Source organism: Curtobacterium sp. PhB25, assembly GCF_004365375.1.
Lineage (GTDB): Bacteria > Actinomycetota > Actinomycetes > Actinomycetales > Microbacteriaceae > Curtobacterium.
The window spans coordinates 44323-65729 of sequence record NZ_SODR01000006.1; the positions used below are offsets into that span (position 1 = coordinate 44323).

Below are 21407 nucleotides of genomic sequence, written 5' to 3' on the forward strand. Positions count from 1 at the left end.
CGTGGAACACCGCTCGCGCACCGTGCTCCGGGCCGTCCGTGACGCGGTGCTGGTGGTCGTCGGCAGTGTCGCGATCGGCCTGGTCATCGTGATCGCCGGACTGGGGTGGCTCGACGACATGCCCTACCGGGGGTCCTCGACCGAAGCGGCCTACATCGCGGTCGCGGTGGCGGCGGTCGCCGTCTGCGGGTTCGGGGCGCTGGTCGGCCTCGCCGCGATCAGGGCGTCGGTCAGCTCGTCGGACGGAGCCCGGCGAGCAGGATCTCGACGTAGCGCTCCGGATCGCTGACCCGGGTACCGCCGGCGACGGCGGCCTCGCGCAGCCCGCACAGCAGTCGGCGGAGGTCGTCGGCGTCGATGTCGGTCCGGACGATCCCCTCGGTGCGTCCCCGCGCGAGCAGCGCGTCGACGGACACGACCAGGTCTCCGGCGAGGGCAGCGGTGTCCGCGCAGGAGAACCCGCCGTTCGTCAGCAGGTCGCCGAGCGCTGCGTCGTCCACCATGCTCCGGAACGCAGCGGTGACGACCCCGCGGAGCGCATCGGCCGCGTCCGGCAGGACGACGGCGTCGCGGACCTGGTCGAGCATGTCCTCGAGCGCGTCGATCGCGAGCGCTTCGAGCAGGTGCTGCTGGCTCGGGAAGTGCCGGTAGGCGGTCCCGACCCCCACTCCGGCCTCGTGCGCGACGGCGTTGAGCAGGGCCGGTTCGCCCCGGTCGACGAAGGTGCGGGCGACGTCGAGCAGTGCCGTCCGGTTGCGCTGGGCATCGGAGCGCAGCGCCTCGGGTCGGGCCATCGCGATCGTCATGTGGACACTCTATCCGGTTGTGCTAGCGTTCCGGATGAATCATCCGATTGGGTGCGCCGAACGAGCAGGAGACGACGATGGACAGCTTCGAGTGGGAACCGGCAGCGATGCCCGACCAGCACGGCAGGACCGTGGTGGTCACCGGCGCGACCGGTGGGCTCGGCCTCGTCGTCGCCACGACCCTCGCCTCGGCCGGCGCCCGCGTCGTCGCCGGGGTGCGCGACCTCGACAAGGCGGCTCGCGTCCTCCCCGTGGGACTCGACCTGGAGGCGCGGCTCGTCGACACCGCGTCCGTCGCGTCCGTCACGGCGTTCGCCCGGCAGCTCGCCGAGGACGGCATCGCCGTGGACGCCCTCGTCAACAACGCCGGTGCGACGATCGGCACCTTCGGGCGCACCGACGAAGGAATCGAGCGCACCTGGGCGACGAACGTCGTCGGGCCGGCCGTGCTCGCCGAGGCGATGCTCCCGCTGCTCGGCGGGCCGTCGCCCCGCGTCGTGCTCGTCGGCTCGAACCTGTCGCAGCGCACTCGCCGCGTGCCTGGTCCGGGCGGGGTCGACGGTCCGGACGACTACTCGCAGTTCGGTGTGTACACCGCCTCCAAGACCGCGGCCGCAGCGCTGAGCGTCGACCTCGGTGAACGACTCCGTGCTGCCGGTTCGGACATCCGGTCGGTGATCGCGCACCCCGGCATCGCGGCGACGGGGATGAACGACCAGGCGGAGACCCTGACCCAGCGCCTCGGCGGCATGGTCGCACGCAGCCTGGCCCGGACCGCTGCGGACGGCGCTCGTTCGACCCTCTGGGCAGCCACCGCCGCGGACGTCACCGAGGGGGTGTTCGTCGGACCGGCGCTCCGCCGTGGTGACCGGCGGCTGCACGTCGTGCCGGTGCAGGGCCCGGCGGCGGACCCGGCGTTCCACGCTCGCGTCCGGGCCTTCGTGGACCAGGTCGCGGTGCGCGACGGGTCCTGATCATCCGTTCACGTGGGCAGCAGGTGCCGGAGTGCCGCTTCCGTGATGCGCGCCGGCATCGTGTGGCCGCCGTCGAACACCTCGGTCGTCGCGACACCCGGAGGGAACGCGTCGAGGACGCGCCGGACGCCGGCGAGGGGGAACAGTCCGTCGTCCCGTCCCACCGCGACGAAGACCGGTTGATCAACGGCCGACGCGACCAGGGGGACGTCGCCAGCGGCGGTGAGTCCCGGGACGAACCAGGCCGGGTTGTGGCGGATCCGAGCGTCCTCGAACGAGGCCAGCGTACCGAGTCCGCAGCTGACCACGCCCCGCGTGAGTCGGGCGTCCACGGCGAGTGCGAACAGCGCCACCTGTCCGCCGAGGGAGTGTCCGACGATGCCGAGTTCGGTGTCGGCAGTACTCGTCTCGATCATCCAGGACGTCACCGTGGCGATGTCACGCGAGTGCTTCGCCTGCAGGCTGCTGCCGTCCGCCACACGGAAGAGCGCGTCGAGGCGTTCGTCGGCCGCCGGGTCGTCAGTCCAGTCGCGTCGGCGTTCCTCGAAACCGATCAGATCGGGGATGACCACGCGGGCCCCACTGCGAGCGAGCACCACGCCGTAGGCGAGAGTCGGATCCCCCGCCCGCCCGGCGGCCTCGCTCTTCCCGGAGGTGAAGTCGCCCGCGTGCTGGTGGACGGCGATGACGTCCGTTCCCGTGCCGTGGTCCGGGGTCAGGAGGAAGCACGGGATGGTGTCGCCGTCGGCCGTGTCCAGCTCGACGCGTGCCCACCGCACCGACCCGTCGCGTCCGAGCGGCTCCAGGCGGACCGCCACCGGACGGAGCTCGTCAGGGGACGGCAGCCCGAGCAGGTCGCGGACGCGTCCTCGGGCCGGTTCGTCGGTCGTCGACACCATGCCCGGACGCTACCAGCGGCGGTGAACCCGCCTGTGGGCCCCGAACACGCCGACCGTGGTGAACAGCAGGAGAGGGCTCGGTGACGGATCGCGCGTCCCCCGTCCGAGGGGGCTAGCGTCGCCGACGTGAACCGTTCTCGCGTGCACCGTCGCCCGCTCGTCCGCCCGCTCCCGCTCGCCGCGGTGGCCACGATCGCCGCGCTGCTCGGGACGGGGGTCGTCGCCGCGCCGGCCGTCGCCTCGCCGTCAGGGCAGGCAGCGCAGGCGGGGCGGACTGTCTCGGATCCCGCCCGGTACGTCGACCCGTTCATCGGCACGAGCGGCGACGGCAACACCTGGCCCGGCGCGACCGCACCGTTCGGCATGCTCCAGTGGAGTCCCACCGGCACCGCGGGCGACCAGACCTCGACGCCGGTCGCGAACGGCTACTCGTACGACGTGAACCGGCTGCGCGGGTTCAGCCTGACGCACCTGAACGGTGCCGGCTGCGCGCCGGGGGCCGCCGGTGACGTGCCGATCATGCCGGTCACGACCCCGATCACGACGTCGCCGTCGGCCGACAGCACCGACGCGGTCTACGCCGCCGGCTACTCGCACGACGACGAGTCCGCGAGCCCCGGGCGCTACGGCGTCGCACTCGACAACGGCGTCCGCACCGACCTCGCCGTCACCACCCGGGCCGGCGTCGGCGAGTTCGCGTTCCCCGCCGGGAAGGCCGCGAACCTGCTCTTCCGGACCTCGAACTCGATCAACGGCAGCGAGGCCGCGACCACCCGCGTCGACGCCCGCACCCGCACGGTGAGCGGCAGCGTCCTCACCGGCGGCTTCTGCAGCCGCCGGGCGAACGGCGGCGGGGCCACCAACCCCGACCGGCGCAGCTACTACCGGCTGTTCTTCACGGCCACCTTCGACAAGGCCTTCACGAGCACCGGCACCTGGCAGGACGGCACGGTCCGACCGGGAGGCACGTCCTCTTCCGGTGGGGAGGGCTACCTGACCGGCGCCGACCGTGCCGGACGCGGCTCCGGCGCGTGGGTCGGGTTCGACGCGCGTCGCGGTGCGACGGTGCACGCGAAGATCGGCATCTCGTACGTGAGCGCCGCAGGAGCGATCGCGAACCGCGACGGCGAGGTGACCCAGCGCTCGACCGTCGCGAGTGTGGCGGCCGGCACACGGGCCTCCTGGAACCGCGAACTGTCGCGTCTGCGCGTCGGAGGCGGCACCGCGGACCGCACCACCCAGCTGTACACGTCCGTGTACCACGCGCTCATGCAGCCGAACACGCTGAACGACCGCGACGGCCGCTACCTGGGGCCGGACCAGCGGGTGCACCGCATGGACCGAGGGCACCGCGCCGTCTACGGCACGTACTCCGGGTGGGACCAGTACCGGGCGCAGATCCAACTGCTCGCACTGCTGCGGCCGGACGTCGCCGGGGACATGGCGCAGTCGATGCTGCGGTTCGCCCAGCAGAACGGTGGGGTGTGGGACCGCTGGCTCCACCTCGGGGCGCCGACGCACGTGATGACGGGTGACCCCTCGGCCGCGACTCTCGCCACCTGGTACGCGATGGGGGTCCGGAACTTCGACGTGCGGGCCGCCTACGCCTCGCTGAAGCACCAGGCGACCGTCGAGAACGCCGACGCCGAGAGCGACATCGGGTGCCCGGGCCAGTGCCTGGCGCAACGCCCGGCGCTCGACGAGTACCTGCAGCGTCAGTACGCCGCGAACGACGACTGCTCGTGCTGGGGCGGCGCTGCCGAGACGCTCGAGGACTCGATCTCCGACAGTGCGCTCGGGTACTGGGCGGGTTCCCTCGGGCTGCGCTCCGATGCCCGGATGTTCAGCGTTCGTGGCGAGTACTGGAAGAACACCTTCAACGCGGCCGTCGGACACCAGGCCGCTCGTCAGGCCGACGGATCGTGGACGCCCGACTGGTCGCCCTCGACCGGCACCGGGTTCGCGCAGGGGACGAGTGCGCAGTACACCTGGCTCGTGCCGCAGGACGTACAGGGACTGTCGACGGCCTTGGGTGGCGACGACGCGGCGGTCGCGCGACTCGACGCGTTCTTCCACGACAGCACTGGTGCGTTCGCGGTGACCGGCGGCGACGCCACGAAGTTCGACCCGACCAACGAGCCGGACATCCACACGCCGTGGATGTACAACGCGCTCGGCAAACCGTGGAAGACGCAGGAGACCGTGCGCCGGGTCGTCGACGACGCCTACACGACCGGGCCGAGCGGGCTGCCGGGCAACGACGACCTGGGCACGATGAGTGCCTGGTACGTCTTCGCGTCGATCGGGTTGTTCCCACAGACGCCGGGGCGGGCGGAGATGCTCATCGGCAGCCCGACGTTCAGCACGGTTGACATCCGGCGGTCGAGCGGGGAGCGGATCGTCGTCCGGTCCTCCGGCACCGCGCCGTACGTGCACGGTGCGCGGTTGAACGGGCGGACCCTCGAGAAGTCGTGGGTGCCGGCGTCCTTCGTCACCCGGGGCGGCACGCTGTCGCTCCGGGTCGGGGACACGGCGGACACGACGTGGGCGAGCGGCGCTCGGGGGCGCCCGATCGACCGCTGACCCGGGGTGAGGCTCGTCCTTCGCTGGTGCGGTCAGCGGCGGGGTCTGCGCCGCGCGGTGCCGAGTGGCCGCGCGGTCTCCGCGCGCCGACGCTTCCGTCGCCCGCGGCGCAGTTCGATCGGCAGGCCGACGGCCACGAGGGCGAGGCCGACCGCTCCGACCGTGCTCGCGCTCCGCACCTGTCGCTCCAGGGCGGCGCGAGCACCATCTCCTGCGAGCGCGACCGTCCAGTGGTGGTCAGGATCGTAGAGCACCTCGATGCGGCGCCCACGCTCGTAGAAGCCGGGATCGCGCGTGGAGTACCGGCGCAGCGAAGCCGTGAACACGTCGCCGTCGACGGTCTGCTCGGTCACCGGCCAGTACTCGTCCCAGGACCCACCCCGGTACCCGCTGTGGTGCTCGTGCCTGACCTCGACGACGACCGCCTGTGCCGTTCGCCCGCGCTGCTGCAGGTCGGCGTTCTGCCGGAGTGAGGACACGTCGCCGGGCAGATGGAACACCGTCAGCAGGACGGCGAGGCCGCCGATGATCGTGAACCAGCGCGACCAGGTGTCGCGTGCGTACGTCCGGAGGCCTCGCCAGAACCGGACCCATGTCAGCGGCTCGCGAGGGCGTCGCTTCCGCGGTCGTCGTCCGCGTCGTCCCGGCTTCGCCTTCGTGCTTCCCCCTGCCACGCGAACCAGGGTACGGCGCTCACCGATCGCTCAAAGAGCGTCGACGGAACGGCAAGCACGCTGGCCGGAGGGATCTGGTCCTGACGTGCAAGCCCTACGATCGACCCGACAGAGGGGGACCACCATGACCGAACTCGCCGACTGGGAGACCGAGGGCGCCAAGGCCCGACCGACGACCCCGGACGATCGCAACCGGCCACCAGCACCGGCCGCCCTGCGCGCCACGACCTGGATCGGGGGGCTGCTGCTCATCGCGGCGGTGTTCGTGTTCGTGGGTGCGTCGTCCCTCGGCGTGCGCGAGGACGAGTCCGAGGTGCACTTCCTCACCCGGCTCGTCATCGTGGTCGTCATCGGGGTCGCCGTCGCCGGGCTCGGTGCGGTCGCCCTGCTGCTCCGGCTCGTCGCGGGGGCACTCGTCCGGCGCTGATCAGCGCAGCTCGCGCCCGCCGCCCCACACCCGCTGCACCTCGAGCGCCGGGGACAGCGCCACGAGGTCGGCCGCGTACCCCGGCGCGAGCCGTCCCAGTCGGTCGCCGAGCCCCAGCGCCGCGGCCGGCACGCTCGTCAGGGCCGCGACGGCCTCGGGCAGCGTCCGTCCGGCGAGCGAGACCGCGTTCCGCAACGCCACGTCCTGCGTCAACGTCGACCCCGCGATGGTGTCGGTCCCGGCGACGTGCGCGACGCCGTCCGTCACGGTGACGTCGAGCGACCCCAGCCGGTACGAGCCGTCGGCTGCGCCCGCAGCACCCATGGCGTCGGTGATGAGCGCCACCCGGCCCGGAGCAGCGCGGAACAGGGTGTCCGCGACGACCGGGTGCACGTGCACGGCGTCGAGGATGAGCTCGAGCGTCACCCGGTCGTCGGCCACCGCGGCACCGATCGGCCCCGGCGCGCGGTGGTGCAGCCCCGGCATCGCGTTGAACGCGTGGGTCAGCAGCGTCGCCCCGGCGTCGAACGCGGCTCGGGCCTGGTCGTAGGTGCCGACGGTGTGGCCGACGGCGACGGTGACCCCGGCGGCGACGAACCGGCGGACGGCGTCGAGCGCGCCCGGCAGTTCCGGCGCGATGGTGACCTGGCGGATGACGCCCTCGCCGGCCTCGAGTAGTGCGTCGACCGCTGCGGGGGACGGGTCGATGAGGAACGACTCGTTGTGGGCGCCCTTGTTGTGCGGGGACAGGAACGGCCCCTCCAGGTGCACGCCGAGCACGAGCGGGTCGGTCGCCATCACGGAACGGATCCGCGCGAGCGAGTCCGCGAGGGCGAGGACCGGGTTCGCGACGAGGGACAGGACCGACCGGGTCGTGCCGTGGGCCCGGTGGACGGCCAGCGACTCGGCGAAGGAGTCGTCCTCGTACGACTCGGTCGCACCGCCGTGCCCGTGCAGGTCGGTGAACCCGGGCGTCAGGACCGCGTCGCCCAGGTCGACGACCTGGTCCGCCGCGGGGGCTTCGGGGCCGGAGCCGACCGCGTGCACCACGTCACCGGCGAGCAGGACCCAGCCGTCCGCCGTGGACCCGGCCGCGTCGACGACGCGGGAAGCGCGCACCAGGGTGCGCTGGGCCTCCCGGCCGGCCTGGAGGCCCGTGACGGTCATGCGGTCTCCCTGCGGAACGCGATCACGCCGCTCAGGGCGGCGACCACGATGAAGACGAAGCCCACGACCGGGTGGCCGATGGAGATCCAGGTCGCGCCTGCGGCGATGACCAGGGCGACCTCGACGATCGTCTTGCCGACGATGTCGGTCTCGATCGGCGACGCCGGCGAGCGGAAGAAGTACCAGACGACGGCAGCGAACAGCGGGGCGCCGACCATGAACAGGTAGCCGGGCAGGGGGAGCTGCCACGACCAGTAGCCCCAGAACGCCAGGGAGAGCAGGCCGAACGTGCAGACCAGGACGCGGAGCACCCGCCAGACGTCGAACGGCCGTCGCTGCTTGCCGGCGGGTGCCGGGCCGGGGACTGCTTCCCAGTCGACGGGGGACTGCGGGGCGTTCGTCATGGTGCTGCCTACTTGAAGATGATGGTGCGGGCGCCGTCGAGCAGGACGCGGTCCTCGGCGATCCAGCGCACTGCCTGGGTGAGGGTGCGGGACTCTTCGTCCTGGCCGATGGAGACCAGCTCGGCGGGGTCCTTCGTGTGGTCCACGCGCACGACGTTCTGCTCGATGATCGGGCCCTCGTCGAGGTCGCTCGTGACGAAGTGGGCCGTCGCACCGATGAGCTTCACGCCGCGGGCGTGCGCCTGGCGGTAGGGGTTCGCGCCCTTGAAGCCGGGCAAGAACGAGTGGTGGATGTTGACCGCACGGCCCTCGAGCGCCGCGCAGAGCTCCGGCGACAGGATCTGCATGTAGCGGGCGAGCACGACGAGTTCGATGTCGTGCTCCTCGACGGCTTCGAGCACACGGCGCTCCATGGCCGCCTTGCTGTCCGCGTCGGTGACCGGACGGTGCTCGAACGGCACGGAGTAGAACGACGCGAGCTCGGACAGGTCCGGGTGGTTGGACAGCACGAGGGGGACCTCGATCGGCAGCTGCCCACCGCGCTGGCGGTAGAGCAGGTCGTTGAGGCAGTGCCCGGCCTTCGACACGAGGACGAGGCTGCGCAGCGGGCGACCGACGACGTCGAGCTGGACGCGGGCGTCGTACCGGGCGGCGACGGGGGCGAGGGCTGCCTCGAAGGTCGCACGGTCCACCGGAGCCATGACCTGCAGGCGCATGAAGAACGTGTTCGTGTCGACGCTCGAGAACTGCTGCGACTCGGTGATGTTGCCGTTGGCGGCGACGACCGCTCCGGAGACGGCGTGCACGATCCCGGGCTGGTCGTCGCAGACGAGCGTCAGGGTCCAGTGCGTGGGGGTCGGGTCGGTCACCGGATCAGGGTACCGGGCGTGAGGAGCGCGGTGCTTCGTGCGCAGGAATGGTCGAGTGCCGTCACGCGACCCGACCATTTCTGCTCACGAAGCGGGCGTGGCGGCGGCGGCCGTGCGGAGGCGGCGGTCGGCCAGGGTCAGGATCGTCAGGAGCACCGCGACGCCGAGGATCACCCACGCCAGCACGTGCAGGTCCGGTGTGGTCGGGGCCTGGCCGAACACGCCACCGATGAGGGACGAGGCCCCGATCGCCCCGATGTACACCGCCGTGCGGGACAGCCCGGCCGCGGTGCCGATGTACGACGCGGGCACGAGCCGGTACAGCGCCGCCTGGTTCGACACCGACGCCAGGGCCTGCGGGACGCCGAACAGTGCCGGCGCCAGGGCGAGCAGCACGACCGGCGACCCGGTGTGCAGGAAGAGCAGGAGTGCCCCGCCGACGATCGGCACCACGGCCGCGACGATCAGGGGTCCGCGCACGGCGGTCTTCCGCGCGACGACGAACGACGCGACCCCGGCCACGATCGCGGCCGGCAGCTGGATGTACCCGGCGACGTCGCTCGAGTACCCGGCGACGTCCTGCACCCACTGCGAGAACCCGTAGGTCATCGTGTACGCGAGCAGGTAGGTCAGGAACAGCCGCACGTAGGTGCGGGACAGCGCGCCGTTCCGAGCGAGCATCCGGACGTCCACGAACGGCCGGACCGCGCGCAGCTCCCACAGCACGAGGGCGACGAGCAGCACGATCGCCACCGCGAGCAGCCACCACAGGCCGGCGGACAGGTCGAGCAGGAACACGAGCAGCGCCGAGACGGTGCCCGTCATGAGCAGCATGCCGAACGGGTCGAGCGCCTGCAGGACGGGCAGGGCCTCGTCGTCACGCGGACGGAGACGGTCGGACGGCAGCCACATCGACGCCACGACGATGCCGAACGCCGCCAGGGGCACGTTCACCAGGAAGATCGCGTGCCAGCCGAACGCGGCGATCAGCGCGCCGCCGAGCGGAGGCCCGGCCGCCGCCGACACGAGCGAGGTGATGGACAGCGCTCCGAGCACGAGCGGTGGGGTCGGCTTCCCGATCCGTGCCGAGTGCTGTCGGAGGGTGGTGAGTGCCGCCGGGTACGCCGACGAGGTGCCGATGCCGATGAGCACGCGGGCGAACACCGCGCCGCCGAAGCCGGTGAGGAACTCGGGCACGACCCCGGCGACACCGACGATCACGAGCCCGGTCAGGAACACCTTCTTCGGGCCGAAGCGGTCGGCGAGCTTGCCCATCGTCGGCTGCGCGATCGCACTCGCCAGGTACAGGGCGGCGACGAGCCAGATCGCCTGCGCCGCACCGATCCCCAGGTCGCGGGAGATCGGCGTGAGCGCGACGGACACCATCGTGGTGTTGATCGGGTTGAGCAGCGGCCCGACGAGCACCGGGATGAGGAGCTTCGGGCCGAAGCCACTGCCGGTGCTGCCCGGGGCGGCGACGGGGGTGGGAGTGGTCGAGGTGGACGTGGGAGTGCTTCTTCCGGGGTCAGCGTTCGGTGAGCGGGGCGAGGATCGCGATCGCTCGGGCGACGGTGGCGCGGTCGGCGTCGGGCAGCGCGGCGAGCCGGTCGGTCAGGACGCGGGTGCGGGTGGTCCAGGCGTCCTCGCGGGCACGGGCGCCCTGGTCGGTCGCGCGGACGAGCGCACGGCGGCCGTCGGCGGGGTCTGGACGCCGTTCGACGAGGCCGAGGTCCTCGAGCGCCTGGACGGTCGCGCCCATCGACTGCGGCCGGACGCCCTCGGCGCGGGCGAGCTCGGCGACCGTGCTCTCGCCGTACCGCAGCAGGCGGCCGAGCGCGGCGGTCTGGGACGCCGTGACCTCGTCGGCCTTGCCGGTCAGCAGCGTGCGACGGATCCGGCCGTAGAGCGTCAGCAGGTCGCCGGCGAGCGTGGTCGGATCGGGTGATTCCATACCGGCACGGTACTACTTCGACAGCACAACTTGCAAGGCTGCCTTGCGAGTTCTCCGGCTCGCCGCTCTGGATCGGCTCAGCGCTCGAACACGATGCGGCGCTTCGTCACCACGAAGCCGGCCCGTTCGAACGCCCGGCGCATCGGGGTGTTCGCCGCGTCCGTCGTGCCGACCACCTTCGGCTCCCCGGCCTCGGCGTGCACGCGCAGCCCCTCGGCGAGCAGCCCGTCGACCACACCGCGCCCACGGTGCTGCGGCAGCACGCCGATGAAACTGATCGCCGCGTCGTACGCCGTCCGCGTCGCCAGGACGAACCCGACCACCAGGCCGTCCGGGTCGAGCGCGATCCGCCAGCCGTCGCGCGACCCCGGCAGCGAGCGGTAGAACTCGAGGTCGTCGGCGGCGGCGCCCCGCGGGCCGAGTTCGTCCACCGAGGCCACGGTGTGGGCGTCGAGGCTCCCCACCGCGACGCGGGCGAACAGGTCCACGAACTCGTCGTCGTCACCGGACCGGAAGCGCAGCGATGACGGCATCGGCACTCCGTGGTCCGGCGTCCACGCCACACTCACCCGCTCCGTCGATCGTCCGAGCCCTGCCGCCCGGGCGGCCGCCGTGCGCCACGACACCGCGGCGACGGCGTCGGGGTCGTCGTGCCAGTCCACCGCGACGTCGACGATCCACTCCGGTCGCGCCCCGAACGCAGCGGTCCCCGCCGTGATCAACCCGGCGGCGATCGCCACCCGGTCGCGCTCGGGCACGTCCGGAGCCACCAGCAGGTCGTCGAGGGTCGACGGCACCTCGGCGTCCGCGCCACCCCACCAGAGCGCCCGTGCCACCGGACGGCCGTCGCGCTCGGCCAGCCACGACCACCCCTGCCGGTAGTTGTCCGTGCCGGACTCGGCGCGGTACCGGTCCGGACCGATCCACGCGACCGGTTCCGACGTCGAGAACGCGAGCAGGGCCTCCCGGTCGTCCTCGATGGTCGCGCGGAAGGTGACCGTCACCGCGGGTCGGTCATCGTCGTGATCAGGTGCTCCTGCACGTAGCCGAGCCAGTCGTAGACGTCGCGCAGGCCGACGCCCGCGTCGGCCTCGACGGAACGCTCCTCGTCGTCGGCGTCGACGATCCCGAGGCGGTCGGCGATCGTCAGCCGCAGGTCGGTCAGGGTGCGGAGCCAGGCCTGCTCGTCCTCCGGGTCGAGGGCGCCGTCGCGGGTCCCCGTCAGCCATTCGTGCACGGTCGTCGCGTTCGTGGTCTTCTGCGCCAGCAGGTCGGACTGCGTGTACTTCCGGAACTCCGCGCTGGCGTCGTCGTCGTCCGGGTAGGCGTCCGGGAACATCCGCTCGGCCACCGGGTCCGCCGTCAGGTCGCCGTCGAGCACCTGGCGCAGCTGCTCGGTCAGGGACGTGAGCAACCCGCGCTCGCCGGAGGACATGCCGAGGTGGACGCCGTCGGCCCGGCGGACGAAGGGGATCACGCTTCGGGCGCCTTGTCGACGGTCGCCTGCAGGCCGTAGCCGTGCATCGACTGGACGTGGGCCTCCATCGCCTCGCGCGGACCCGTCGCCACGATGGCCCGACCCTCGGTGTCCACCTGGTGCATGAGCCGTTCCGCCTGCGCGCGGCCGAAGCCGAAGTGCCGCTGGAAGACGTACGTGACGTACGACATCAGGTTCACCGGGTCGTCCCACACGACGGTGACCCACGGGGTGTCCGCGCGCGCACTGGTGCGTTCGTCCGGGGTGGTCCGTTCGTCCACGTCGGGCGAGGTCAGCGTCATGCATCCAGGGTGACACAGGGCGGACGGCTCGGTACGATCGTCACGTCGCGACTGGCGTTGGATGGGTCACCATCGGGGAGCGACACCTGACACGGTGCGCGGCCGTACGCCTGGGCTGCACCGACCGATCGTCCGTGCGCGACCCACCGGTCGTCGCCAACCCACGTAGGAGAACCGTGTCCATCACCGATCTGCCCGCCGTCGACGGCTCCGTCGACACCGACCGCGCAGCCTTCAACGCCCCGCTCTCCGAGGTCGACCCCGAGATCGCCGCCGTCCTGCAGCAGGAGCTCGGCCGTCAGCGCGACACCCTCGAGATGATCGCGTCCGAGAACTTCGTGCCGCGCGCCGTGCTCGAGTCCCAGGGCTCCGTCCTCACCAACAAGTACGCCGAGGGCTACCCCGGCAAGCGCTACTACGGCGGCTGCGAGTACGTCGACGTCGCCGAGCAGCTCGCCATCGACCGCGCCAAGGCGCTCTTCGGTGCTGCCTACGCGAACGTCCAGCCGCACTCCGGTGCGACCGCGAACGCGGCCGTCCTGCACGCCATCGCCTCGGCTGGCGACACGATCCTCGGCCTCGAGCTCGCGCACGGCGGTCACCTGACCCACGGCATGAAGCTCAACTTCTCCGGCCGCATCTACAACGCCGTCGCGTACGGCGTCGACCCCGAGACGTTCGAGGTCGACTACGACGACATCCGCGCCAAGGCCATCGAGCACCAGCCGAAGGTCCTCATCGCCGGCTGGTCCGCCTACCCGCGCCAGCTCGACTTCGCGAAGTTCCGCGAGATCGCGGACGAGGTCGGCGCCAAGCTCTGGGTCGACATGGCGCACTTCGCCGGCCTCGTCGCCGCCGGTCTGCACCCGTCCCCGGTCCCGCACGCCCACGTCGTCTCGTCGACCGTGCACAAGACCCTCGGCGGCCCCCGCTCGGGCATCATCCTGTCCAACGACGAGACCCTGTTCAAGAAGCTGAACTCCGCGGTCTTCCCGGGCCAGCAGGGCGGCCCGCTCATGCACGTGATCGCCGCCAAGGCCACCGCGTTCCTGCTCGCCGGCACCCCCGAGTTCAAGGCCCGCCAGGAGCGCACCATCCGCGGTGCCCGCTTGCTCGCGGATCGGCTCACGCAGCCGGACGCCCGCGCGGCCGGCGTCGACGTCCTGACCGGCGGCACCGACGTGCACCTGGTGCTCGTCGACCTGCGCACCTCCGAGGTCGACGGCAAGCAGGCCGAAGACCTGCTGCACGAGGTCGGCATCACCGTGAACCGCAACTCCGTGCCGTTCGACCCGCGTCCGCCCATGGTCACCTCGGGTGTCCGCATCGGCACGTCGGCGCTCGCCACGCGTGGCTTCGGCGACGCCGAGTTCACCGAGGTCGCGGACATCATCGCGCTGACCCTCATGCCGAACCCGGACATCGCAGCGCTCTCGGCCCGGGTGAAGACCCTGACCGACGCGTTCCCCCTCTACGCGTGAGCGACGCCCTGAGCCCCCTGCCCGTCGAGCGATGGGCGGGGGAGGGCACTGCCGTCCGCATCGACGGCACCGCCCTCGCCGCCCGGACCCTCGACGAACTGCGGGTCCGCATCGACCGGCTGCACGAGCACGGCATCCGTCCGGGGCTCGGCACGATCCTGGTCGGGGAGAACCCCGGTTCCCTGTCCTACGTCGCGGGCAAGCACCGCGACTCGGCGCAGATCGGGCTCGACTCGCACCGCATCGACCTGCCGGCGACGGCATCCGCTGCGGACATCCGCGCCGCGATCCTGCAGATGAACGACGACCCCCGGGTCACCGCGTTCATCGTGCAGCTGCCGCTGCCGGAGGGCATCGACCCGACGCCGATGCTCGAGCTGATGGACCCGTCGAAGGACGCCGACGGCCTGCACCCGACGAACCTCGGTGAGCTCGTGCTCGCCGTGCCCGGTGGTGCCGGTACCATCGACGCGCCCCTGCCCTGCACCCCGCGGGGCATCGTCGCGATGCTCGAGGCGTACGACATCCCGATCCGCGGCGCGCACGTCACGATCATCGGGCAGGGCCTGACGGTCGGCCGGCCGCTCGGTCTGCTGCTCACCCGCCTCGAGGCCACCGCCACCCTGACCCACTCCCTGACGGCGGACGTCGCCGCGGAGTGCCGTCGCGCCGACATCGTCATCGCGGCGGCCGGGGTCGCCGGGCTCGTCAAGCCGGACTGGGTGCAGCCCGGTGCGGCCGTGATCGACGTGGGCATCACCCGCGTGGTGAACGAGGAGACGGGGAAGGCCAAGCTGCACGGGGACGTCGACCCCGCCGTCGCGTCCGTCGCTGGGTTCATGTCGCCGGTGCCCGGCGGCGTCGGCCCGATGACCCGCGCGATGCTCATGAAGAACGTGGTCGAGGCTGCGGAGCGCCACTTGAAGTAGCGCGCGCGGCGTTCGGTGCCGCTGGCGCGCGTCCGTTCGTGCCGCGGTCCGTGCCGCGAAAGCGACAGATTCCCGTGAACAGTTCGCGGGAATCTGTCGCTTTGGCGGGATGGTCGCGTCTACGGGCGGCCGGGAGGCGCGGCTCGCCCCCGCCCGGCGCGTTCGGGGGACGGGTGCGGAGCCGCCCCCAGTGCTACGGTCACCGCATGGGGGAGAACGTCCAGACCGCGCCCGTGATGGCGGCCACCGGCAGGAAGCTGCGTCCGCGTGCGTGGGGACTCGTACTCGTCGGGATCGTCGCACTGGTGCTGTCCCCGAACCTGGTGCTCTGGAGCACGTCGACGGGCTACGGCGGAGTCGACGCCGACGACAACTGGATCGACAACGGCGGCAAGGTCCTGGAGACCGCGCCCATCACGGTGCAGGTCGAAGCGCACGTCGCACCGGCCGCACTCGCACTGCTGCTGCTCGTGGTCGTCGTCGGGATCGTCCTGCCGCCGACGCTCGCGCGCTACGGGCACCGCACCCTCGGCGACATCGTGCGGTACTCGGCGTACCTGGCCGTCCCGGTGTGCATCGTCGTCGGCGTGCTGGTCTACACGGTGTGGCAGGGCCACGTCGTGATGGACCAGCTCCAGCACGAGGTGCTGCACCCGCACGGGTTCCCGTGGGGCGGCGTCACCGTCAGCACGGGTCACATGACCCGCTGACGCACGGCCTCGCGCTGGATTGCGCCGAAGTTTCGCGGTCAGCGACACCTCACGGGCCGTGCGCCGCGTGACGTGTCGGTGAGCGCGAAACTCCGCCGGTCAGGTTCAGTCGCGGCGGGCGCCCTGCGCGGCGTGCACCGTGAAGACGTTCGGCTCGCGGTACCCGGCCGCTGCGAACGCGGAGGTGACGGCCTCGGTGATCGCACCACGCGATCCCCGGTCGACCAACGCGATCGCCGCGCCGCCGAACCCGCCCCCGGTCATCCGCGCACCGACGGCACCGTGCTCGACGGCGGTCGCGACGGCCAGGTCGAGTTCCGGCACGGAGATCTCGAAGTCGTCGCGCATCGACTCGTGCGACGCGACGAGCAGCGAGCCGATCGCCCGCGGGCCCTGTTCGCGCAGCGTCCGGACGGTGTCGAGGACGCGCTGGTCCTCGGTCACGACGTGGCGCACGCGGCGGAAGGTCTCGTCGTCGAGCAGATCCTGCGCACGGGGGAGGTCGTCGACGCTCAGGTCACGCAGGGCCTCGACACCGAGCACCTGCGCACCCTTCTCGCACGAGGCCCGACGAGCCGCGTACCCACCGGTGGCGTGCGCGTGCTCGACCCGGGTGTCGATGACCAGGACCTCGAGCCCGTTGGCCTCGAGCGCCAGGTCGACCACGGCGGTGTCGAGCGTGCGGCAGTCCAGGAACACGACGGCGTCCTGCTCACCGAGCAGTGAAGCGGACTGGTCCATGATCCCCGTGGGGGCACCGACGGCGTGGTTCTCGGAGTACTGGCCGACGCGCGCCAGGGTCTTGCGGTCGAGGCCGAGCTCCCACAGGTCGTTGAAGGCGAGCGCGACGCCGCACTCGATCGCGGCGCTGGACGACAGGCCGGCCCCGACAGGGACGTCGGACTCGATGAAGACGTCGAACCCGGTCTTGTTCGACAGGTCCGCGCCGGCCTGCTCGCGGAGTGCCCAAGCGATGCCGAAGACGTACGCCGACCATCCGGTCATGTTCGACGGGTCGAGGTCGTCGAGCGACAGTTCGAGCACCGTGTCGGCGTCGAACGCGGACGAGACGCGCAGCAGACGGTCCGGCCGCGGGGCGATCGACGCGGTGGTGCGCCGGTCGATCGCGAACGGCAGGACGTACCCGTCGTTGTAGTCGGTGTGCTCACCGATCAGGTTGACCCGGCCGGGGGCGGAGTACCGCACCGCCGGCTCGTACCCGTAGACCTGCTGGAACGTCATGCTCGCTCGATTCCCTGTCGGATGAACTCGGCTGCCTTCTCGGGCACGAGGTCCCCGATCCAGGCGGCCATGGCGGCTTCGCTGCCGGCCAGGAACTTCAACTTGTCCGCCGCCCGACGCGGCGACGTGATCTGCAGCATGAGCCGCACGGTGTCCCGCCCGACGTGCACCGGCGCCTGGTGCCACGCGGCGATGTACGGGGTCGGGTCGCCGTAGAGTTCGTCGATGCCCCGCGTCAGGCGCAGGTGCATGTGAGCCAGTTCGTCCTTCTCGGCCTCGGTCAGACCGGCGAAGTCGGGGACGTGGCGGTGCGGCAGCATGTGGATCTCGATGGGCCAGCGCGCGGCGAACGGCACGAACGCCGTGAAGTGCTCGCCCTGCAGCACGACCCGGTCCGAGGCCCGCTCGTTCGCCAGGTGCTGCTCGAACAGGTCGGGCCCGAAGCGCTCGATCGAGTCGAGCAGGCGCTGCGTGCGGGGCGTGATGTACGGGTACGAGTATATCTGCCCGTGCGGGTGGTGCAGCGTGACGCCGATCGCTTCGCCGCGGTTCTCGAACGGGAACACCTGCTGGATGCCGGGCATGGCGGAGAGCGCGGCGGTGCGGTCCGCCCAGGCCTCGACCACGGTGCGGGCACGCGACTCGGAGATCGACGCGAAGGACCCCTCGGTCGCGGGGGAGAAGCACACGACCTCGCACCGGCCGACGCTGCGGAGCTGCCGGTTCAGGCCGACGTCGGACAAGGACTGGAGCGAGGACGGAGCGTCATCGGCTTCGAGCGCCGGACCGAACGACGGTGACCGGTTCTCGAACACGGCGACGTCGTACGTGCTCGGGATCTCGGACGGGTTCTGCGGTGTCTGCGGCGCGAGCGGGTCCTGGTCGGCCGGCGGCAGGAACGCACGGTTCTGCCGGCTCGCGGCGATGGAGACCCACTCGCCGGTCAGGACGTCCTGCCGCATCCGCGCGGTCTCGGGCCGAGGGTCGAGCGCACGCTCGTCGATGGCACGCTCAGCGGGCAGGGTGCTGTCCGCATCGTCGAAGTAGAACAGGTCGCGGCCGTCCGCGAGCTTCGTCACGCGCTTGGTGATCACCGGAACAGCCTAGCGCCGATCCGAAGCGTTGCGAAAGGCTTCGGAAGCAAGCGAAACTAGAGCCGTGACCGACGACGACCTCTCCTTCCTGGCCGGATCGCTGCCCGCGCCGCTGCGGCAGGACCGCATCGTCTCCATCGTCGAGGGCGCACCCGGCATGGTCCGGACCGCCGCGCTGGCCGCGTCGCTCGGCACGAGTGAGGTGACGGTCCGGCAGGACCTCGCGGTCCTCGACCAGGAGGCCCGGATCCGCCGGGTGCACGGCGGAGCGGTCCGCCTCGGGGCCGGGTCCACCGAGCGCCCCTTCGAGGAGACCGCCGTCGAGCACCAGGTGGCCAAGGCCGCCATCGGCCGTGCGGCCGCGGCGCTCGTGCGGTCCGGCGAGTGCGTCGTGCTCGACGTCGGCACCACCCCGGCAGCGGTCGCCGAGGCGCTCGTCGCCCGCACGGAGCTGTCCGACGTCACCGTCGTCACGAACTCGCTGACCACCGCCCTGGCCCTCGAGCGCGCGGTGCCGCGGTTCACCGTGATCGTCACCGGCGGCACCCTCCGACCCCTCCAGCACTCGCTCGTCGCACCGTTCAACAACACCCTGTTGCCGGTGATCGCGGCTGACATCGTGTTCCTCGGCGGCACCGGTGTGGACGTCGCGCACGGTCTGACCAACGTCAACCTGCCCGAGACCGAGGCGAAGCGGGTGCTCGCGGCCACGGCTCGGCGTACGGTCGTGGTCGCGGACGGGTCGAAGTTCGGCCGGGCCCACATCGGGGTCGTCCGCGCGCTCGAGGACATCGACGTCGTCGTCACCGCCGAGGCCGAAGCCGACGCGGTCGCCACGATCCGGGCGGCCGGCGTCGAGGTCGTCGTCGCGGACGGCGAGGACACAGCCGGAAGGAACCACACCCCATGACCGCAGCACCCACCGGTGGCCAGTACCGCCTGCACCACGCCGGACCGGACGGCGTCGTCGAGGCCGTCGTGACCGAGGTCGCCGCCGGCATCCGAGAACTCCGTGTCGCCGGCTTCGACCTGACCGAGCCGTTCCCCGTCACCGAGCAGCCGCCCGGTGCCAACGGCATCGTGCTCGTACCGTGGCCGAACCGCGTCGCCGGCGGGGTCTGGGGACTCGACGGCAAGCGGCAGCAGCTGGACGTCTCGGAGCCGAAGTACGGCAACGCGTCGCACGGCCTGCTCCGCTTCGCGCCGTACCGCGTGGTGTCGCAGACCGAGACGGGCATCGTGCAGGAAGCCACGATCCACCCGCAGCACGGCTGGCCGTTCACCCTCGAGACCCGCGTGCACCACGAGCTCGTCGACGACGGCATCCGGGTGACGCACGAGATCACGAACCGATCCGGTATCCGCGCGCCCTTCGCCGTGGGGGCACACCCGTACCTGCGCGCCGGTGACACCCCGGCCGATGACCTCGTCGTCACGCTCGACGCCGCCACTGCGTTCACCACGGACGAGCAGAAGGTGCCGAACGGGTCCGTGTCGGTGGAGGGCACCCCGTTCGACCTGCGACGGGGACTGCGTGCCGGGGACGCCGATCTCGACACCGCGTACTCCGACATCACCCCGGATGCCGACGGGGTCCGTCACACGACGCTGCACGGCCCCGAGGGTGACGGCGTGCAGCTCTGGCAGGACGCGTCGTTCCCGTACGTGCAGGTGTTCACCTCTCGGGAGTACCCCCGCAGCGACGGGAAGGGTCTGGCCGTGGCGGTCGAGCCGATGACCGCTCCGGCCAACGCCCTGAACTCCGGCGAGGGCCTGCGGTGGCTCGAGCCCGACGAGACCTGGACGGGCACCTGGGGCATCCGCCGCGTCTGGTCCTGATCGCCCCCACGCTGCCGGCTCCGCCAAAGCGACTCCGTCCCGCCGAAGGTTCGCGGCACAGAGTCGCTTTCGCGGGGTTGTCGCGGGTGCGACCGTGGATCTGTCGCTTCGGCCGGGGATTCGCTGCTCCACTGGACACACGAACGCCGCCCCGGTGTGGGGACGGCGTTCGTGGCGGGGAGCTGCTGGTCAGCCGCGGCGCATGCGGAGTGCCTCGACCGCGAGTGATTCGCTGGCGTAGCGCCCGACCTCGTGCGCCCAGGCCGGGTCGTCCCCGCGCAGGGCGATGAAGTCCTTGCGCTGTCGGCACACGTAGCCGAGCACTGCGGTGGCCGTCGCGACCTCGATGAAGTCCTTGCGGATGTGCCGGGTCGTGACCTGCGCGTTGCGACGGAGCGTGTCGAGCAGGAGCTCGTTGCTCATCGTCGTGTTGGTCGCTGCGGCGAGCTCGACGATGCGGCGCGCGTCCCCGGTGCTGCTGGTCTGCGTGGCTTCGATGGGCTCGATCACGGTGTTCCCCGTTCGTTCGTGGTGGTGCGGTGCTGCAGGATCCGGTGATCGGATCCGGAAACGACACTATCGGCGGCAGCCCAACAGTCGGCTGTGCGCGGGCTGTTGTGGGCAGGGGATCTGCCATGAGCCAGCTGGGGACGACTTGTACCCCGAACCCGAACCCGAGGTCAGGCGCACCGTTCGTCGTCGGAGGCAGCGAGCGCGTCGAGGGAGTCCGAGACCCGGTCCGCCAGGTACTGGTAGCCGGCGTCGTTGAGGTGTCCGCCGTCGATCGCCGCGTAGCCCGGGCTGTTCGCCGCGGTGAACCACTGCCCGGCGAGCGCGTCGATGTACGGCACGCCCGCTGCCGCCGCCCCCGCGGAGACCGAGGCGGCGACCCCGACCGTCGACTTCGCCCACGGCAGCGGCGCCGATGGCCCGAGCGCGACGATGACGGCGTCCGGCCAGGTCTGCTCGGCGTCGCGGAGGGTCTTCTCGACGCGGGCCTGCAGGACCGACGCGTCCACGAGCCAGTCGTTCTGGCTGCCCTGCACGATGACGAGCTCGGGATCGACGGTCGCGGCGTGCCGTTCGAGGCGGGGGCCGAACGTGTAGTGCGAGGACCCGGTGCGGCCGGTGTCGACGTAGCCCGTCCCCGGGTAGCCGTCGATCGTGGCCTTCCAGTCCCGGTCGGCCGCGAGGTCCTGTGCCCACCCGTCGATGCCGCTGGTCGAGCCGCGGCCGGAGGTGTACGAGTCGCCGACGATCAACACGTGCGAGCCGGGGGCGATCGCGTCGGAGACCTCGGCGGAGGAGACGCTCGACGACGTCGTGACGGGCTGGCAGGCACTCGACACGGTCGGGAGGATGACGAGCAGCCCGCTCACGCCGAGAGCCATAGCTCCGAGCGCGATGCCGGGGAGGAGTCGTCGTGCCATCCGCCACATCTTAGACAACGCAGTCCGGACGGCCGCCGAAGGGAAGGGTGTGTGGGCCCCGTGGGGCTCGAACCCACGACCCTCGGATGAAAAGCCGGCGTTCAGGAGAGTGTGGGCCCCGTGGGGCTCGAACCCACGACCCTCGGATG

24 protein-coding genes and 1 riboswitch are annotated in these 21407 nt (G+C 71.8%); of the genes, 9 read left to right on the plus strand and 15 right to left on the minus strand.

Annotated elements, in window-relative coordinates:
* Position 1: 1 nt before the first annotated feature.
* Positions 2-289, plus strand: coding sequence for a hypothetical protein (locus EDF51_RS12695; RefSeq protein WP_123311905.1), 288 nt, complete (start codon positions 2-4; stop codon positions 287-289).
* Here EDF51_RS12695 and EDF51_RS12700 read toward each other — a convergent pair.
* Positions 231-806, minus strand: coding sequence for a TetR/AcrR family transcriptional regulator (locus EDF51_RS12700; RefSeq protein WP_131846016.1), 576 nt, complete (start codon positions 804-806; stop codon positions 231-233). The two genes, EDF51_RS12695 and EDF51_RS12700, sit on opposite strands and share 59 nt — an antisense overlap.
* Before the next feature lie 77 nt (positions 807-883).
* Here EDF51_RS12700 and EDF51_RS12705 point away from each other — a divergent pair, with 77 nt between their 5' ends.
* Positions 884-1780 (plus strand): SDR family NAD(P)-dependent oxidoreductase, encoded by an 897-nt coding sequence (locus EDF51_RS12705; protein ID WP_134195132.1) that lies wholly within the window; start codon positions 884-886, stop codon positions 1778-1780.
* 8 nt (positions 1781-1788) lie between these two features.
* Here EDF51_RS12705 and EDF51_RS12710 read toward each other — a convergent pair whose 3' ends face one another.
* Positions 1789-2679, minus strand: a complete 891-nt coding sequence (locus EDF51_RS12710; RefSeq protein WP_134195134.1) for an alpha/beta fold hydrolase — start codon at positions 2677-2679, stop codon at positions 1789-1791.
* 126 nt (positions 2680-2805) lie between these two features.
* On the opposite strand from EDF51_RS12710, the gene EDF51_RS12715 reads away from it, so the two are divergent.
* A complete protein-coding gene (locus tag EDF51_RS12715; protein WP_243837125.1) occupies positions 2806-5262 on the plus strand; it encodes a GH92 family glycosyl hydrolase in 2457 nt (818 codons plus the stop codon).
* Between the two features lie 32 nt (positions 5263-5294).
* Here the strand turns inward: EDF51_RS12715 and EDF51_RS12720 are convergent, their stop codons facing one another.
* A complete protein-coding gene (locus EDF51_RS12720) occupies positions 5295-5936 on the minus strand; it encodes a DUF3592 domain-containing protein (protein WP_134195136.1) in 642 nt (213 codons plus the stop codon).
* A 124-nt stretch (positions 5937-6060) separates the two neighbouring features.
* Between EDF51_RS12720 and EDF51_RS12725 the strand changes: the two genes are divergently transcribed.
* Positions 6061-6363, plus strand: coding sequence for a hypothetical protein (locus EDF51_RS12725; RefSeq protein WP_131921940.1), 303 nt, complete (start codon positions 6061-6063; stop codon positions 6361-6363).
* Here EDF51_RS12725 and nagA read toward each other — a convergent pair whose 3' ends face one another.
* The 8 genes from nagA to clpS all read right to left on the minus strand — a co-directional run bounded on the left by nagA (position 6364) and on the right by clpS (position 12533).
* Positions 6364-7530, minus strand: a complete 1167-nt coding sequence (gene nagA / locus EDF51_RS12730) for an N-acetylglucosamine-6-phosphate deacetylase (protein ID WP_134195138.1) — start codon at positions 7528-7530, stop codon at positions 6364-6366.
* A complete protein-coding gene (locus EDF51_RS12735) occupies positions 7527-7934 on the minus strand; it encodes a YrdB family protein (protein WP_123936890.1) in 408 nt (135 codons plus the stop codon). The genes nagA and EDF51_RS12735 overlap by 4 nt, the downstream gene beginning before the upstream one ends.
* Positions 7935-7942: 8 nt before the next feature.
* A complete protein-coding gene (gene purU, locus EDF51_RS12740) occupies positions 7943-8803 on the minus strand; it encodes a formyltetrahydrofolate deformylase (RefSeq protein WP_123293261.1) in 861 nt (286 codons plus the stop codon).
* An 84-nt stretch (positions 8804-8887) separates the two neighbouring features.
* The gene (locus EDF51_RS12745) at positions 8888-10228 is read right to left on the minus strand and encodes an MFS transporter (protein ID WP_134195140.1); all 1341 of its coding nucleotides are present in this window, start codon (positions 10226-10228) and stop codon (positions 8888-8890) included.
* Between the two features lie 100 nt (positions 10229-10328).
* Positions 10329-10754 carry a MarR family transcriptional regulator gene (locus EDF51_RS12750; protein ID WP_134195142.1) on the minus strand — a complete coding sequence of 142 codons (426 nt, stop codon included), beginning with the start codon at positions 10752-10754 and terminating at the stop codon, positions 10329-10331.
* A gap of 77 nt (positions 10755-10831) precedes the next feature.
* Complete coding sequence (locus EDF51_RS12755; protein WP_134195144.1) at positions 10832-11758, minus strand: GNAT family N-acetyltransferase; 927 nt, start codon at positions 11756-11758, stop codon at positions 10832-10834.
* On the minus strand, positions 11755-12231 hold the full coding sequence (locus tag EDF51_RS12760; protein WP_131846025.1) for a DUF2017 family protein: 477 nt from the start codon (positions 12229-12231) through the stop codon (positions 11755-11757). The genes EDF51_RS12755 and EDF51_RS12760 overlap by 4 nt, the downstream gene beginning before the upstream one ends.
* Positions 12228-12533, minus strand: coding sequence for an ATP-dependent Clp protease adapter ClpS (clpS, locus tag EDF51_RS12765; RefSeq protein ID WP_185003162.1), 306 nt, complete (start codon positions 12531-12533; stop codon positions 12228-12230). The genes EDF51_RS12760 and clpS overlap by 4 nt, the downstream gene beginning before the upstream one ends.
* Positions 12534-12570: 37 nt before the next feature.
* Positions 12571-12656: riboswitch (ZMP/ZTP riboswitch) on the plus strand.
* Between the two features lie 68 nt (positions 12657-12724).
* Between clpS and glyA the strand changes: the two genes are divergently transcribed.
* The 3 genes from glyA to EDF51_RS12780 all read left to right on the plus strand — a co-directional run bounded on the left by glyA (position 12725) and on the right by EDF51_RS12780 (position 15653).
* Positions 12725-14014 (plus strand): serine hydroxymethyltransferase, encoded by a 1290-nt coding sequence (glyA, locus tag EDF51_RS12770; RefSeq protein WP_134195338.1) that lies wholly within the window; start codon positions 12725-12727, stop codon positions 14012-14014.
* Complete coding sequence (locus tag EDF51_RS12775; RefSeq protein ID WP_243837126.1) at positions 14011-14943, plus strand: tetrahydrofolate dehydrogenase/cyclohydrolase catalytic domain-containing protein; 933 nt, start codon at positions 14011-14013, stop codon at positions 14941-14943. The genes glyA and EDF51_RS12775 overlap by 4 nt, the downstream gene beginning before the upstream one ends.
* A gap of 206 nt (positions 14944-15149) precedes the next feature.
* On the plus strand, positions 15150-15653 hold the full coding sequence (locus EDF51_RS12780) for a hypothetical protein (protein ID WP_131921935.1): 504 nt from the start codon (positions 15150-15152) through the stop codon (positions 15651-15653).
* Positions 15654-15758: 105 nt separating this feature from the next.
* On the opposite strand, the gene galK is transcribed toward EDF51_RS12780, so the two are convergent.
* Together galK and galT are read right to left on the minus strand one after the other, a co-directional pair.
* Positions 15759-16895, minus strand: a complete 1137-nt coding sequence (galK, locus tag EDF51_RS12785; RefSeq protein WP_134195146.1) for a galactokinase — start codon at positions 16893-16895, stop codon at positions 15759-15761.
* Positions 16892-17989: a galactose-1-phosphate uridylyltransferase gene (gene galT, locus EDF51_RS12790; RefSeq protein ID WP_134195148.1), complete on the minus strand. Its 1098-nt coding sequence runs from the start codon at positions 17987-17989 to the stop codon at positions 16892-16894. The genes galK and galT overlap by 4 nt, the downstream gene beginning before the upstream one ends.
* A 64-nt stretch (positions 17990-18053) precedes the next feature.
* Here galT and EDF51_RS12795 point away from each other — a divergent pair, with 64 nt between their 5' ends.
* Positions 18054-18899 carry a DeoR/GlpR family DNA-binding transcription regulator gene (locus EDF51_RS12795; protein ID WP_181437524.1) on the plus strand — a complete coding sequence of 282 codons (846 nt, stop codon included), beginning with the start codon at positions 18054-18056 and terminating at the stop codon, positions 18897-18899.
* Positions 18896-19828: an aldose 1-epimerase family protein gene (locus EDF51_RS12800; RefSeq protein WP_134195150.1), complete on the plus strand. Its 933-nt coding sequence runs from the start codon at positions 18896-18898 to the stop codon at positions 19826-19828. The genes EDF51_RS12795 and EDF51_RS12800 overlap by 4 nt, the downstream gene beginning before the upstream one ends.
* Before the next feature lie 189 nt (positions 19829-20017).
* Here the strand turns inward: EDF51_RS12800 and EDF51_RS12805 are convergent, their stop codons facing one another.
* Together EDF51_RS12805 and EDF51_RS12810 are read right to left on the minus strand one after the other, a co-directional pair.
* Positions 20018-20338, minus strand: coding sequence for a hypothetical protein (locus EDF51_RS12805; protein WP_111085292.1), 321 nt, complete (start codon positions 20336-20338; stop codon positions 20018-20020).
* Positions 20339-20508: 170 nt separating this feature from the next.
* The gene (locus tag EDF51_RS12810) at positions 20509-21258 is read right to left on the minus strand and encodes an SGNH/GDSL hydrolase family protein (protein WP_165901129.1); all 750 of its coding nucleotides are present in this window, start codon (positions 21256-21258) and stop codon (positions 20509-20511) included.
* Between the last annotated feature and the right edge of the window lie 149 nt (positions 21259-21407).